Here is a 14,736-nt window from a genome sequence, read left to right as displayed (position 1 = left end):
ACACGACACGGCCCCCGCAGCAGACGCTGCGGGGGCCGTGTCGTGTCGCGCCCCGGTCCGGGGCGCGGCGTCAGCGCGCGGCGGTCCCGGTGTAGTCGTCGCTGGCGCTGACCCAGCTCATCAGGCCGCGGAGCTTGCGGCCGGTCTCCTCGATCGGGTGCGCCTCGGCGGCGGCCCGCTTGGCCTTGAAGTCCGGCGCGCCGGCGTCCTGGTCGGCGATGAAGGCGGCAGCCCAGGAGCCGTCCTTGATCGCGGCGAGGACCTCCTTCATCGACTCCTTGACGCGGGCGTCGACGACCTTCGGGCCGGAGGTGTAGTCGCCGTACTCGGCGGTGTCGCTGACCGACCAGCGCTGCTTGGCGATGCCGCCCTCGTACATGAGGTCGACGATCAGCTTGAGCTCGTGCAGGCACTCGAAGTAGGCGATCTCGGGCTGGTAGCCGGCCTCGGTGAGGGTCTCGAACCCGGCAGCCACCAACGCGGACATGCCGCCGCAGAGCACGGCCTGCTCACCGAACAGGTCGGTCTCGGTCTCCTCGGCGAACGTCGTCTTGATGACGCCGGCGCGGGTGCCGCCGATGCCCTTGGCGTAGGAGAGCGCGAGGGCCTGGGCGCTGCCGCTGGCGTCCTGCTCGACGGCGATCAGGCAGGGCACGCCCTTGCCGTCGCTGAACTCGCGGCGCACCAGGTGCCCGGGGCCCTTGGGGGCGACCATGGCGACGTCGACGCCGGCCGGGGGCTTGATGTAGCCGAACCGGATGTTGAAGCCGTGGCCGAAGAACAGCGCGTCGCCGTCCTGCAGGTTGGGCTCGACCGACTCGGTGTACAGCGTCCGCTGCACGTGGTCGGGGGCGAGGATCATGATCAGGTCGGCCTCGGCGGAGGCCTCGGCGGGGGTGACCACGCGCAGGCCCTCGGCCTCGGCCTTGGCCCGGCTCTTGGAGCCCTCGGGCAGGCCGACCCGGACGTCGACGCCGGAGTCGCGTAGCGACAGCGCGTGGGCGTGGCCCTGGCTGCCGTAGCCCAGGACGGCGACGGTGCGCCCCTGGATGATCGAGAGGTCGGCGTCGTCGTCGTAGAAGATCTCGGCGGCCATGCGGTTCGTGCTCCTTCAGTGGATGGACCACCAAAATGGCCATTTTGGTGGAAGTGCGGGTGGGCGGGGCGGGGTCGGCTAGGCGGAGCGCTCGACCGGGCGCAAGGTACCGGCGCCGCTCATCGACCGCGGTCCGCGGGCCAGTGCGACGGTGCCGGACTGCGCCATCTCCTTGATGCCCAGCGGGGCGAGGACGGCGAGCAGCGCCTGCAGCTTGTCCGGCGTGCCGGTGGCCTCGAGGGTGACCGTGTCGGTGTTGACGTCGATCACCCGGGCGCGGAAGAGCTCGGCGGTCTGCAGCACCTGGGCGCGGTCGGCCAGCGGCGCGCGCACCTTGACCAGCAGCAGCTCGCGCTGCACCGCGGCGGTGTCCAGCTCGACGATCTTGATCACCTCGATCAGCTTGTTCAGCTGCTTGGTGATCTGCTCCAGCGGCTGCGCCTCGGCGTCGGCCACGATCGTCATCCGGGACAGGTCCGGGTTCTCCGTCGGCCCCACGGCGAGGGACTCGATGTTGAACCCGCGCCGGCTGAACAGCGCCGAGACCCGGGCCAGGACGCCGGACTTGTTCTCGACCAGGACCGAGAGCGTGTGTCGTGTCATGAGACCTGTTCCGTTCTGCGGTGTCGGCCCCGTCTCAGGGGCCCGCCGCGAGCGTGCGAGTGGTGGGGGGAGACGGGGTCCTTCCTCAGACCTGTCCCTCCCCGAAGACCGGGCGCACGTCGCGCGCGGCCAGGATCTCGTCGTTGCTCTTGCCGGCGGCGACCATCGGCCACACCTGGGCATCCGAGCCGACGATGAAGTCGATGACGACCGGGGCGTCGTTGATCGCCATGGCCTTCTCGATCACCGCGTCGACGTCGTCCTTGGACTCGCAGCGCAGCCCCACGCAGCCCAGCGCCTCGGCGAGGGTGACGAAGTCGGGGATGCGGACCTGCCGGGCCGTCCCCTCCTTGCCACCCTCCTTGCCGCCGTGGGTGTTGAGGTGGGTGTTGGAGTAGCGGCCCTCGTAGAACAGGGTCTGCCACTGCCGCACCATGCCGAGGTTGCCGTTGTTGATGACGGCGACCTTGATCGGGATCCCCTCGATCGCGCAGGTGGCCAGCTCCTGGTTGGTCATCTGGAAGCAGCCGTCGCCGTCGATCGCCCACACGGTGGTGCCGGGCATGCCGTACTTGGCGCCCATGGCGGCCGGGACGGCGTAGCCCATCGTGCCCAGACCGCCGCTGTTGAGCCAGGTGCCGGGCTTCTCGTAGGAGATGAACTGGGCCGCCCACATCTGGTGCTGCCCGACGCCGGAGGCGTAGATCGCGTCCGGGCCGGCGATCGCGCCCAGCCGCTCGATCACGTACTGCGGGGAGAGCATCCCGTCCTCGGGCCAGTCGTAGCCCAGCGGGTAGCGGGCGCGCCAGTCCTCCAGCTGCGCCCACCAGCCGTCCAGGTCCGGGGTACGCCCGGCCTCGTGCTCGGCGCGCAGCGCGGAGACCAGTTCGACGATCGTCGCCTTGGCGTCGCCGACGATCGGGACGTCGGCCTTGCGGTTCTTGCCGATCTCGGCCGGGTCGATGTCGGCGTGGACGACGGCGGCGTGCGGGGCGAAGCTGGACAGCTCACCGGTCACCCGGTCGTCGAAGCGGGCGCCCAGGGCGACCAGCAGGTCGGCCTTCTGCAGCGCGGTGACCGCGGTGACGTTGCCGTGCATGCCCGGCATGCCCAGGTTCTGCCGGTGGCTGTCCGGGAAGGCGCCGCGGGCCATCAGCGTGGTGACCACCGGGGCGCCGGTCAGCTCGGCGAGCTCGGCCAGCTCCGCGGCGGCGCCGGCCTTCAGCACGCCGCCGCCGACGTAGAGCACCGGCTGGCGGGCGGCGGCGATCAGCGCCGCGGCCTCGCGCACCTGCTTGCCGTGCGGGCGGGTGGTGGGCTTGTAGCCGGGCAGGTCCAGCCGCGGCGGCCAGCTGAAGTCGGTGGTGGCCTGCAGCGCGTCCTTGGAGATGTCGACCAGGACCGGGCCGGGCCGGCCGGTGCCGGCCAGGTGGAACGCCTCGGCGATCCGCTGCGGGATCTCGTCGGGGTCGGTGACCAGGAAGTTGTGCTTGGTGATCGGCATGGTGATGCCGCGGATGTCCGCCTCCTGGAAGGCGTCGGTCCCGATCGCGGCGCTGGGCACCTGGCCGGTGATGGCGACGACCGGCACCGAGTCCATGTAGGCGTCGGCCAGCGGGGTGACCAGGTTGGTCGCCCCCGGCCCGGAGGTGGCCATGCAGACCCCGACCCGCCCGGTCGCCTGGGCGTACCCGGTGGCGGCGTGCCCGGCGCCCTGCTCGTGCCGGACCAGCACGTGCCGCAGCGCGGAGTCGAACAGCGGGTCGTAGGCCGGGAGGATCGCCCCGCCCGGGATGCCGAAGACCACCTCGACGCCCACCGCCTCCAGCGACCGGACCAGGCTCTGCGCCCCGGTGATCCCGGTGACCGGCTCGGCGGCGGCCTCGGCCATCGACCGGGCGGTCGTCTCGACCCCGAGGGTGGCCTGGGCGGCGGCCTCGCTGGGCGGCACGGCCGTGGCCGGCGCGGGACCGGCGCCGGGAGCCGGACCGGCCGCGGGGCCGGCTGCGGAGGAGGGGTGGGCCGCGGCGGTGCGGCCGGTGCTGCTGGTGGTGCTCATCTGGACGATCTCCCTGGGCGCGGGGTGGGGTGCTGCGGCGGACGCCTGTCGGTGGGCGGGGAGTCGGCCAGACGGTGCCCGGCCAACAAAAAACCCCTCGTGCCGCTGGCACGGAGGGGTGGCGCGTCGGTCGGGAGGGACCGGCGCGCTAGTGGATCGCTACGAGCAGACGAGTGCGTGGCACGGGGACACTGTGCGCCCACCGGCACGGCGCCGTCAACCGCGTCGTCCCACTGGATGGGAACCGGTCAGGCTGTTCCTGGGACGGCAGCTGCCGGCTGCGCCCCCACGACATCGAGGGACGCCGGGTCGAAGGCGTCGATGACGGCCGCCAGCTCCGCCGGGCCGGTCGGCCGGCCCAGCAGGAAGCCCTGCAGGTACCGGCAGCCCAGGTCGCGCAGCGCCGCCAGCTGCCCCGGGGTCTCGACGCCCTCGGCGACCACGTCGATGGACAGCCGGTTCCCCAGCTCGATCACGCTCTCCACGAGCGCCGCGCAGCGCGCGTCGTCGGTGAGGCCGGCGAGGAACTCCCGGTCCATCTTGAGCACGTCGACCGGCAGCCGGGCCAGGTAGGCGAAGGTCGAGTAGCCGCGGCCGAAGTCGTCGAGGGAGATGACGCAGCCCATGTCGTGCAACGTCTGCAGGTCGCCGTCGGCCCGGTCCGGCTGACCGATGAACAGCGACTCCGTCACCTCCAGCATGAGCCGCTGGGGCGGCAGCCCGGCCCGCGCCAGGGCGGCGGCGACGTCGGGCACCAGGCTCCCCGACTGCAGGTGCCGCACGCTGATGTTCACCCCCAGCTGCAGGTCACGGCCGGCGCGGAGCAGGGCGGCGAGCTCAGCGGTCGCCTGGTCCAGCACCCACCGCTGCAGCGGCACGATCAGCCCGTCGTCCTCCGCCAGCGGCACGAACTCCTCCGGCGACACCTCACCGAGCACCGGGTGGTCCCAGCGGACGAGGGCCTCGATGCCCAGCACCCGGCGCTCGGCGACGCCGACGACGGGCTGGTAGACCAGCCGGAGCTGCCCCCGGGACAGCGCGTCGGGCAGGTCGCGGGCCAGCCGGGTCCGCCGGACGGTCGCGCTGTCGGCGGTCTCGCCGTGCCGACGGACGCGCCCCTTGCCGGCGGCCTTGGCCGCACGCAGGGCGAGGTCCGCGTGCCGGATCGTGGCCGCGACCTCCTCGGCGGAGGCCAGCTCGGTGACCCCGATGCTGCAGGAGACGTCGAAGACCAGGTCCGGGTCGGCGCCCGGGGTGGGCACCGACCGGTGGACGCCGGCCAGCTCGGCGATGATCCGCTCCCCCAGCGCCGTCGCCTCGTCCAGGTCGGCCCGCACGAGGACGGCGAACTCGTCGCCGCCGAGCCGGCCGACCACGTCCCGGTCCCGGACCGTGGCCCGCAGCCGGTCCGCGACCTCGGTCAGCAGCAGGTCACCGGCCTCGTGCCCGGCGATGTCGTTGACTGCCTTGAAGCCGTCGAGGTCCAGCAGGAGCAGGCAGGAGGCCTCCCCCTCCGACGCCCGGCTGCGGGCACCGGCCAGCGCGGCCATCAGCCGGGCGCGGTTGGGCAGCCCGGTGAGGTAGTCCGTGTAGGCCATCCGCTCCAGCTCGAGCTCGCTGTGCCGGCGCGTGTCGGCGTCGCGCAGGTGCACCACCAGCCCGGCGCCACCCGGTGCGGGCGCGCCGTCGGCAGGTCGGTGCAGGTCCCCGGAGGTGACCACCCGCACGGTCTCGTAGAACGGCCAGCGGCCGTCCCGGGACCGCAGCCGGAAGGTGCGCCCCTGCCCCTGGTCGCCGTCCGGGTCGGCGCCCGCGGCCAGCGCGGCCAGCAGCTCGTCCCGGTCCTCGACGTGGACGAAGTCGGTGAGCAGCCGGCCCTCCAGCTCCCGTGCCGACCAGCCGTGGGCGTGGCGCCCGGCGCCGGAGTCCCAGGTGATCCGCCCGTGGTGGTCCAGCACGATGGTGATGTCGGCGGCGCTGTGCACGAGCGTCCGGAAGTAGGCCTCGGTGCGCAGCACCTGCCTGGTCAGCCGGGCGCCGTCGGCGGCCCACACCAGGGTCCGGGCGAAGGTCAGCAGCAGCAGCAGGGCCGCGGCGGCCGCCTCCACCGGCAGGATCGACCGCCCGGCGATCCGGCCGACCAGCAGCACGAGCACGACGCCGAAGGCGGCGCAGTAGCTGACCACCACGCCCAGCAGCGGGACCTCGGGGGGCTCGTCCGGGTCGGTGGACCGCCCCGGGTCGGCGGCGATGGCGAGGGTGCCGAAGCCCAGCATGGCCAGCCAGGCCGTGCCGGTGACCACGTCGGTGACGACGGAGGGACGGACCACGGCGATGGCCCCGCTGACGGTGACCACGGCGACCGAGGCGAAGCAGGCGAGCAGCCACCCGGCGGCGGCCCGGCGGGCCTGGCTCACCCGCGCGAAGGTGACCAGCCCGACGGTGCAGAGCACGACCCCGGCGGCGGGGTAGCCCCACGCCACGAGGTCGTCGACGGAGTCGACGGTCCGGCCCAGCGCCGCACTGATCACCATCTCGGCCAGCGCGGACAGGCCGACCAGGCCGACGGCGGCGTCCAGCGCCACCCGTGAGCCGATCCCGGTGGCGGCCGACCGGATCAGCCGGGCGCAGCCCAGCAGCGCGAACGGGACCGCGACCACCAGCGGGACGTCCTGCGGCCCGGCGGTCGCCGGGTTGACCCCCACCCCGCGGACGGCGGCGATCGCCTGGCCCAGCGTCAGCAGCCCGGCGATGACGGCGAACGCCCGCCACGGTGCCGCGGACTCGGGGTCCAGCCGCTGGGCGTGCCGCGCCACGAGCACCCCCATGGCCAGCGACGCCACGCTGAGCACCGCCGGCGCCGAGTGCGCCGCGGCCGCGGGCCAGACGGTCTCCACGAGCGCGAGGCCGACGGCGACCGCACCGAGCAGGGACAGCACCGCCGCCCGGGGCCAGCGCGCCACCGGCGGTACCTGGGGCAGCGCCGGCACGCCGGCCGACGACGCCGGCAGCGCGGTCACGAGGCGCCGACCCGGCCGGTCAGCCCGGGCCACAGCCGGCCGGTGTCGGCCTCCAGCAGCTGCGCGAGGCCGGGCAGCGCCAGCGGCCGGGAGAGGAGGTACCCCTGGGCGTAGCCGCACCCGAGGGCCCGCAGGACCGTCAGCTGACTGGTGGTCTCCACCCCCTCCGCCACGACGTCGACGCCCAGCGTCGCGGCCAGCGCGACCACCGCCTGGCAGACCGCCCGACTGTAGGGGTCCCGGTCGACCCGGGACAGCAGGCCCCGGTCCAGCTTGATGATGTCGACCGGCAGCCGGCCGAGGGCGGGCAGCGAGGAGCGTCCGCTGCCGAAGCCGTCGACGGCGACGTGCACGCCCATCAGTCGCAGCGCCGTCACGTCGTCGGCGAGGGCACCGACCTCGAGGGCCGACTCGGCGATCTCCACCACCAGCCTCTCCGGCGGCAGCCCGCTGTCCCGCAGGGCGGCGGTCACGTCGCCGACCAGCGTCCCGGCGGCCAGGTGGGCGGCCGGGACGTCGACCCCCAGCTTCAGCTCACCGTCGCCGACCGGCAGGGCCCGCACCGCGGCGGTCGCCTCGTGCAGCACCCAGCGCTGCAGGTCCACCACCAGCCCGGCCCGGGCGGCGACCGGCAGGAACTCCTCCGGCGGCACCTCCCCGTACAGCGGGTGCTGCCAGCGCGGCAGCGCCTCGACACCGGTGACCCGCTGGTCGTCCAGGGCGACGATCGGCTGCCAGGCCAGCGTGAGCTCACCACGCTCCCGGGCACCGACCAGGTCCGCGCGCAGGTGCTCCCGGCGGTCGCGGGCGGCGGACAGCTCGGACCGGTACCGGCGCACCGAGCCGCTGCCGGCCGACCGGGCGTCCAGGACGGCGAGCTCGGCCCGGTCGACCGCCTGCCCCTCGCTCAGCCCCGGGTCCAGCGGCGCCAGCCCCACCACACCGGACAGGTCGACGATCCCGGCGTCGGTCGTGATCGGCGCCTCGATCGCCGCCAGGCAGCGGGCCGCGAGCCGGTCGTGCTCGTCCCCGGTCCCGTGCGCCAGCACGCTGAACAGCTCGGTGCCGATCCGGGCCACCTGGTCCTCGCCGCGCACCGTGGCGCGCAGCCGGCGGGCGACCTCGGCCAGCGTCGTCTCGGCCACCTCGCTGCCGGCGTTGTCGAGGGCCTCGCGCAGGCCGTGCAGCTCGATCAGCAGCAGCGCCGCGCGGGTCGGGCCGTCGTCCCCGCCGGCCAGCAACCCGGCCAGGGCCAGCCGCTGGGCCGCCCGGTTCGGCAGCCCGGTGAGGGGGTCGACGAAGGCCAGCGAGCGCAGCTCGTGCTCCCGGTCGAGCCGGGCGGTGACGTCGCGGCAGTGCAGCACGAGCGCCGCGACGTCGGCGTCCCCACGCAGGTCGCTGACCCCGGCCTCGAAGACCCGCCAGGCGCCGCTGCGGTCGGCCAGCCGGAAGCTGCGCAGGCCGAGGACGTCGCCGTCCGGCCCGTCGCCGGTGAGCCAGGCGGCCACCTCGGCGGCGTCCTCCGGGTGCACGGCGTCCGCCAGCAGCCGGCCCCGCAGGCCGGGCCCGTCGGCCGGCTCCAGGGCGGGAGCGGCCCAGCTGATCCGCAGGTCGCTGTCCAGGACGAGCACCGCGTCGCTGCTGGAGCGGACCAGCGAGCGGAAGTGCGCCTCGCTCCGCCGCAGCCGCGCGGCGACCCGGTGCTCGTCCCGGGCCGCGGCGGCCCGGTGGACGGCGGTCAGCGACAGGCAGCCCAGCAGCGCGATCGTGGCGGCCGGGGAGGGATCGGCGCCGAGCAGCGGCGCACCGAGGTAGGCGACCCCGGCCGCCACCGTCACCAGGTGCGGGAGCAGCTGGCCGACCACGTTCAGCCGGGCACTGGCCCGGGTCGGTGGTGCCTCGGCGTGGGCGCCCGGCTCGCGCAGCGCGGCCAGGCAGAGCAGCAGCAGGCCGACGAGCTCACCGGCGGGCGCGGCGCCGCCCAGGGCGGGCAGCGGCAGGTCCTCCCCGGCGATCGCCAGGCCGTGCGTGGTCGCCCAGGTCGCCGAGGCGAGGAGCAGCAGGGCGCCGGCGCCCCGCCGGGGTGCCGGGGACGCCGCGATGAGCAGGAGCACGGCGGAGACCACCGAGGCGGTCACCAGGCAGCTGACCTCCAGCACGACACGGTCCACGCCCGTCAGGGACTGGGTCCGCATCGCCGGTCCGACCACCAGCACCTGGGCCAGCACGAGCGAGGCGCAGAAGAACAGGGCCGTCTGGGTGGCCAGCCGGGCGCCGCCCCGGCGCAGGTGCCCCGGGGACAGCAGGGTGAGCACGGCGACCAGCGCGAGCAGCGCCGCCGGCAGCTGGACCAGCTGGCCGGTCACGTCGAACCCGCGCACCGGCGGGGTGCCGGCCAGCCCCGCGGACAGGCTGGTGCCCAGCCCGAGGACCACGGCGAGGGAGAGCAGCCGCCAGCCGCGCAGGCCGCCGGAGAGGCGGCCCCCGGCGCGCCACAGCAGCCCGGCGGTGACCAGCGCGGCGCCGCAGAGCAGCAGGTCGGCGGCCAGCGGGGCGGCGCCGCCGGCAGCACCGGTCAGCACCGGGACGGCGACCAGCCATCCGGGTGTCCGCCATCGGCGCGTCTGCTGCACCTCAGGACTGTCGGCGCGGCAGTGCGCCGGCAACAGGGCCGACGGCCCGGCCTCACCCGTTCGGGCGGGGCCGGGCCGCGGCCGGCGTCAGCCGCAGACCGCCCCGTGGGCCGCCGAGCCGACCAGCTTGGCGTACTTGGCGAGCACCCCGCGGGTGTAGCGCGGCGCCGGCGGCGCCCAGCCCTCCCGGCGGGCGTCCAGCTCCTCGTCGTCGACCAGGAGCTCCAGCGTGCGGGCGGCGAGGTCGAGCCGGATCCGGTCCCCGTCGCGGACGAAGGCGATCGGGCCGCCGTCGGCCGCCTCGGGGGCGATGTGGCCGACGCACAGCCCGGTGGTGCCGCCGGAGAACCGGCCGTCGGTGAGCAGCAGCACGTCCTTGCCCAGGCCGGCGCCCTTGATCGCGCCGGTGACGGCGAGCATCTCCCGCATGCCGGGGCCGCCGCGCGGGCCCTCGTAGCGGATCACCACGACGTCGTCCTTGGCCAGGGTGCCCTCGGTGACGGCGTCCATCGCGCCCTGCTCGCCGTCGAAGACCCGGGCGGTGCCCTCGAAGACGTCGGCGTCGAAGCCGGCGGACTTCACCACCGCGCCCTCCGGCGCCAGCGAACCCCGCAGGATCGTCAGCCCACCGGTCTTGTGGATCGGGTCGTTCATCGCGTGCACGATCGTGCCGTCGAGGTCCGGCGGGCTGATCTCGGCGAGGTTCTCGGCCATCGTCTTCCCGGTGACGGTGAGCACGTCGCCGTGCAGCAGGCCGGCGTCCAGCAGCGCGCGCAGCACGACCGGCACGCCGCCGACGCGGTCGACGTCGGTCATCACGAACCGGCCGAAGGGCTTCACGTCGGCCAGGTGCGGGGTGCGGTCACCGATCCGGTTGAAGTCGTCCAGGGTGAGGTCGACGTCGGCCTCGTGGGCGATCGCCATCAGGTGCAGGACGGCGTTGGTCGAGCCGCCCAGCGCCATGACCACGGTGATCGCGTTCTCGAACGCCTCCTTGGTCATGATCTGCCGGGCGGTGATCCCCTTGCGGAGCAGGTTGACCACGGCCTCACCGGAGGCGATCGCGATGGCGTCGCGGCGGGCGTCGGGCGCGGGCGGCGCGGCGCTGCCGGGCAGGGCCATGCCCAGCGCCTCGGAGACGCTCGCCATCGTGTTCGCGGTGTACATGCCACCACAGGAGCCCATCCCCGGGCAGGCGGCCTTCTCGATCGCGGTCAGCTCGTCGCGGGTGATCTTCCCGGCGGCGCAGGCGCCGACGCCCTCGAAGACGTCGATCAGGGTGAGGTCCTTGTCGCCGAGCTTCCCGGGCAGCGTGGAGCCGGAGTAGACGAACACGCTGGCGAGGTCGAGCCGGGCCGCGGCCATGAGCATGCCGGGCAGCGACTTGTCGCAGCCGGCCAGGAGCACCGAGCCGTCCAGCCGCTCGGCGAACATGACGGTCTCGACCGAGTCGGCGATGACCTCGCGGGAGACCAGCGAGGCGCGCATCCCCTCGTGGCCCATGGAGATGCCGTCGGAGACCGAGATGGTGCCGAACTCCAGCGGGTAGCCGCCGGCGGCGTGCACGCCCTCCTTGGCCCGCTTGGCCAGCCGGTCCAGCGACAGGTTGCAGGGGGTGATCTCGTTCCAGGACGACGCGACGCCGATCTGCGGCTTGGCGAAGTCGTCGTCGCCCATGCCCACCGCGCGGAGCATGGCCCGGGCCGGGGCCTTGGCGTCCCCGTCGGTGACCTCGCGGCTGCGCGGCTTGACGTCGACGGTGCGGTCGTTGCTGGTGGGGCGGTCCTCGACGGTCGTCACGACCGGCGATGGTAGGCCGGTGGCCGCGGGTCCGGCGGTGGGCTGGGTGGTCGTCATGGCGTGCTCCTGATCTCAGGGACGGGGGCCGGGGGCACCGGCCGGGAGGGTGGGCTCGGACGCAGCCGCGGCGCTCCGGCGCGCCCAGTGGCCGGCCAGCAGCGAGCCCGAGACGTTGTGCCAGACCGAGAACAGCGCCGCCGGCAGCGCGGCGGCGGCGGAGAAGTGCGCGGTGGCCAGCGCCGCCGCCAGGCCGGAGTTCTGCATGCCGACCTCGATGCTGACCGCCCGCCGGCCCTGTTCGTCGAAGCCGCAGACGCGGGCCACCGCGTAGCCCAGGGCCAAGCCGAGCAGGTTGTGCGCGACGACCGCCACGACCACGAGCAGCCCCACCGAGAGCAGGGTGTCCGCGCTCGCCGCGACGACGATCGCCACCACGACCGTGATCCCGGCGACGGAGACCAGCGGGAGGACGTCGAGCAGCCGCTCGACCAGCCCCGGGACGAGGCGGCGCAGCAGCAGCCCGAGCAAGACCGGCACCAGCACCACCTGCAGGATCGAGGTGAACAGCCCGGCGCCGTCGACCGGGAGGTACTGCCCGGCCAGCCACAGCACCAGCAGCGGGGTGAGCAGCGGCGCGAGCAGGGTGGAGACCGACGTCATCGCCACCGAGAGGGCGGTGTCGCCGCGGGCCAGGTAGACGATCACGTTGGACGCGGTGCCACCGGGGGCGGAGCCGACGAGCACCATGCCGGCCGAGAGGGCCGGGGGCAGGTCGAGCACCTCGGCGATCCCGAACGCGAGCCCCGGCATGACGACGAACTGGGTGGCCACCCCGGCCAGCAGCGCCCACGGGCGGCGCGCCACGATCGCGAAGTCGACCGGCCGCAGGGTCATGCCCATCCCGAGCATGATCACCGCGAGCAGCCACGGGACCGCCGCCGTCCCGCCGGCGAAGGCCTCGGGGACCGCCAGCGCCAGCGCGCCCGCCAGCACCACGATGACGGCGAACCAGCGCCCGACGAACGAGCTGACGACCCTGACCTGGTGCACCCGGCTCTCCTCCCCCGCGACGCTGCAGCCGGCCCAGCGTGCGGGCCGGTCGACGACGGCACAAGGAGAGCGTTGATGCTGGTAGTGACACCACCACCCGACGCCGTCCCGAGGAGGTCCGCGTGACCGGTTCCCCACGCACCGAGCTGGCGGCCTTCCTGCGCTCCCGGCGCCGGCAGGTGGAGCCCGCGTCGGTCGGGCTGCCCGGGCACGGCGCCCGGCGCGCACCCGGGCTGCGCCGGGAGGAGGTCGCGCTGCTGTCCGGCGTCAGCCACACCTGGTACACGTGGCTGGAGCAGGGCCGGGACATCTCGCCGTCCCGCCAGGTGGTGGACGCCGTCGCCCGCACGCTGCAGCTCTCGCCGGCCGAGCACGAGTACGTGCTGCGGCTGACCGGGCACGCCGCGACGGCCCCGGCGGAGCCCGGTCCGGCGGAGCTGCCGGCGCACGCGGTGCGGCTGCTGTCGGCCCTGGGCCCCTCCCCCGCCTTCGTCATCACGCACAGCTGGTCGATCCTCGGGTGGAACACCGCCTACGAGCGGCTCTACCCCGGCGTGGCCACGGCGCCGGAGGGCGAGCGGAACCTGCTCTGGGTGGTGTTCACCGACCCCGCCGTGCGCAGCCTGCTCGGCGACTGGGCCACCGACAGCCGGCGCTTCCTCACCCAGTTCCGGGCCGAGGTCGGCAGCCGGGTGCACGACCCCGCCGTCGTCGACCTGGTCACCCGGCTGCAGGAGGCCAGCGAGCACTTCCGGGCCGGCTGGGCCAGCCACGACGTCGACTCGTTCAGCTCCAGCGAGCGCCGCTTCGAGCACCCCCGGGTGGGCAGCCTGCTGCTGGAGCACCACCAGCTCACCCTGGCCGACTCCCCCGACCTGCACCTGGTCGTCTACACGGCCGCCGAGGGCACCGACAGCGCCGCCCGGCTGGCCCGGCTGTCCAGCGCCTGACCGGCCCCGACCGGCCACCCCGCCGGATCTGGGACCATCGCGACGTGGCTGTGGCTCGGATGCGGATGAGCCGGATCGCGCTCGTCCCCGTCCTCTTCCTGACGATCTGCGTGCTCCCGGTGACCGTCGCCTCGCCCTGGGCGTGGCTGCTGATGGCGGTGCCGCTGGCGCTGGCCGGCTGGGTGTTCCGGGTCGGGGTCGACCTCTCCGACGACGGGGTCACCGTGCGGTCGCTGGTCTCCCGTCGGACGGTCCCCTGGGCCGAGGTGGCCGGCATCCGGGTCGGTGAGCGCGCCGACCTGTGGCTGGTCACGACCGCCGGCACCCAGCTGCAGCTGCCGGTGCTGCGGGCCCGCGACCTGCCCCGCCTCGCCGCCCTCTCCGGCGGCCGCATACCCGACCCCGGGGCGCCTTCCCACCCGTGACGGACCCGGACTCTCGTCCGGCCCCCTCGCAGGGCCCCGCGGCGCGCGGAGCGTGTCGCGGGGGCGAGGGGGTCCTTCTAGTAGTCCGACACGACGTTGCGCAGCGGTTCGCCGGCCAGCACCCGGGCCAGCTGGTCGGTGACAGCCGCGGTGGCCCGGGCGTTGGTGTCCGGCACCGCACCGGCCACGTGCGGGGTGAGCAGCAGGTTCGGCGCCGACCACAGCGGGTGCCCGGCGGGCAGCGGCTCGGGGTCGGTCACGTCCAGCGCGGCGCGCAGCCGGCCGGAGGTGAGCTCGGCCAGCAGCGCGTCGGTGTCCACGACCACCCCGCGGGCGGCGTTGACCAGCAGGGCGTCGTCCTTCATGGCGGCGAGGAAGGCCGCGTCGACGAGGCCGGTGGTCTGCGGGGTCACCGGCACGATGAGCACCACGACGTCGGCCTCGGGCAGCAGCTGCGGCAGCTCGTCGATGCCGCGGACACCGTCCCGGGCGGTGCGGGCCACGTAGGTCAGGTCGACGTCGAAGCCGGCCATCATCCGGCCGATCGTGCGGCCGATGTCACCGGCGCCCACCATCAGCACTTTCGCGCCGACCAGCGAGTGCTCGGTGCGGAAGTCCCAGCGGCCGGCGTCCTGCGCGCGGGTGAAGTGCGGGATGCCGCGCTGCGCGGCCAGCGTCGCGGCGACCGTCCACTCCGCGGTCGAGGGGGTGTGCGCGCCGCGCGCGTTGCACAGCGTGACCCGCTCGGGCAGCCGGCCGACGAACTTCTCCGCCCCGGCGCTCATCAGCTGGACCAGCCGCAGCTGCGGGAGCGCGTCGAGCACCTCGGCCGGGATCTCCCCGCCACCGCGCGGCACGAGGACCTGCGCCTGCGCCGCCTCGCCGCTGGGCACCCCCTCGTCCGGGGACCGGTGGGCCCGGATGCGAGGGGAGACGGCCTCGACCGCCTCGGCGAGGGCCCGGGAGGGGACGAGCACGTGCAGCGTCTCCTCCGGGCCCAGGGGCAGCCTGGGGGCGGTGTCAGGAGCAGCGGTGTCGGGACCGGTGACGTCGGGCACGGGTCCCGACCCTAGGCGGGTCCGCGCGGCGCAGCGCGCCGG

The 14,736-nt window shown here is 75.0% G+C and carries 10 protein-coding genes; 2 read left to right on the top strand and 8 right to left on the bottom strand.

What is annotated here, in order from left to right:
- Positions 1 to 70: 70 nt before the first annotated feature.
- From ilvC to FB380_RS12015, 7 genes are all read right to left on the bottom strand, one after another.
- The gene (ilvC, locus tag FB380_RS12045) at positions 71 to 1,096 is read right to left on the bottom strand and encodes a ketol-acid reductoisomerase (RefSeq protein WP_036340023.1); all 1,026 of its coding nucleotides are present in this window, start codon (positions 1,094 to 1,096) and stop codon (positions 71 to 73) included.
- Between the two features lie 78 nt (positions 1,097 to 1,174).
- Positions 1,175 to 1,699, bottom strand: a complete 525-nt coding sequence (gene ilvN / locus FB380_RS12040) for an acetolactate synthase small subunit (protein ID WP_166755247.1) — start codon at positions 1,697 to 1,699, stop codon at positions 1,175 to 1,177.
- A gap of 85 nt (positions 1,700 to 1,784) precedes the next feature.
- The gene (locus FB380_RS12035) at positions 1,785 to 3,758 is read right to left on the bottom strand and encodes an acetolactate synthase large subunit (RefSeq protein WP_166755246.1); all 1,974 of its coding nucleotides are present in this window, start codon (positions 3,756 to 3,758) and stop codon (positions 1,785 to 1,787) included.
- Between the two features lie 248 nt (positions 3,759 to 4,006).
- A complete protein-coding gene (locus FB380_RS12030; protein ID WP_166755245.1) occupies positions 4,007 to 6,778 on the bottom strand; it encodes a putative bifunctional diguanylate cyclase/phosphodiesterase in 2,772 nt (923 codons plus the stop codon).
- Positions 6,775 to 9,411, bottom strand: coding sequence for a putative bifunctional diguanylate cyclase/phosphodiesterase (locus tag FB380_RS12025; RefSeq protein ID WP_166755244.1), 2,637 nt, complete (start codon positions 9,409 to 9,411; stop codon positions 6,775 to 6,777). Before FB380_RS12025 ends, FB380_RS12030 begins: the two co-directional genes overlap by 4 nt.
- An 87-nt stretch (positions 9,412 to 9,498) precedes the next feature.
- Positions 9,499 to 11,268: a dihydroxy-acid dehydratase gene (ilvD, locus tag FB380_RS12020; protein ID WP_208382826.1), complete on the bottom strand. Its 1,770-nt coding sequence runs from the start codon at positions 11,266 to 11,268 to the stop codon at positions 9,499 to 9,501.
- A 15-nt stretch (positions 11,269 to 11,283) separates the two neighbouring features.
- Entirely contained in the window at positions 11,284 to 12,261 is a 978-nt protein-coding gene (locus tag FB380_RS12015; RefSeq protein ID WP_166755243.1) for a bile acid:sodium symporter family protein, read from the bottom strand.
- 122 nt (positions 12,262 to 12,383) lie between these two features.
- On the opposite strand from FB380_RS12015, the gene FB380_RS12010 reads away from it, so the two are divergent.
- Positions 12,384 to 13,211 (top strand): helix-turn-helix transcriptional regulator, encoded by an 828-nt coding sequence (locus FB380_RS12010; protein ID WP_166755242.1) that lies wholly within the window; start codon positions 12,384 to 12,386, stop codon positions 13,209 to 13,211.
- 44 nt (positions 13,212 to 13,255) lie between these two features.
- Positions 13,256 to 13,636 (top strand): PH domain-containing protein, encoded by a 381-nt coding sequence (locus FB380_RS12005; RefSeq protein ID WP_229682089.1) that lies wholly within the window; start codon positions 13,256 to 13,258, stop codon positions 13,634 to 13,636.
- A gap of 77 nt (positions 13,637 to 13,713) precedes the next feature.
- On the opposite strand, the gene FB380_RS12000 is transcribed toward FB380_RS12005, so the two are convergent.
- Entirely contained in the window at positions 13,714 to 14,694 is a 981-nt protein-coding gene (locus FB380_RS12000; protein ID WP_229682090.1) for a 2-hydroxyacid dehydrogenase, read from the bottom strand.
- Between the last annotated feature and the right edge of the window lie 42 nt (positions 14,695 to 14,736).

It is taken from the genome of Modestobacter marinus (assembly GCF_011758655.1).
Taxonomy (GTDB): Bacteria; Actinomycetota; Actinomycetes; order Mycobacteriales; family Geodermatophilaceae; genus Modestobacter; species Modestobacter marinus.
This window is presented reverse-complemented; position numbering and strand designations above follow the sequence as displayed.

Excerpts from the sequence above, each read along its gene's own strand:
- ilvC (WP_036340023.1), bottom strand. The coding sequence starts at position 1,096 with ATGGCCGCCGAGATCTTCTACGACGACGACGCCGACCTCTCGATCATC.
- ilvN (WP_166755247.1), bottom strand. The coding sequence starts at position 1,699 with ATGACACGACACACGCTCTCGGTCCTGGTCGAGAACAAGTCCGGCGTC.
- FB380_RS12035 (WP_166755246.1), bottom strand. The coding sequence starts at position 3,758 with ATGAGCACCACCAGCAGCACCGGCCGCACCGCCGCGGCCCACCCCTCC.
- ilvD (WP_208382826.1), bottom strand. The coding sequence starts at position 11,268 with ATGACGACCACCCAGCCCACCGCCGGACCCGCGGCCACCGGCCTACCA.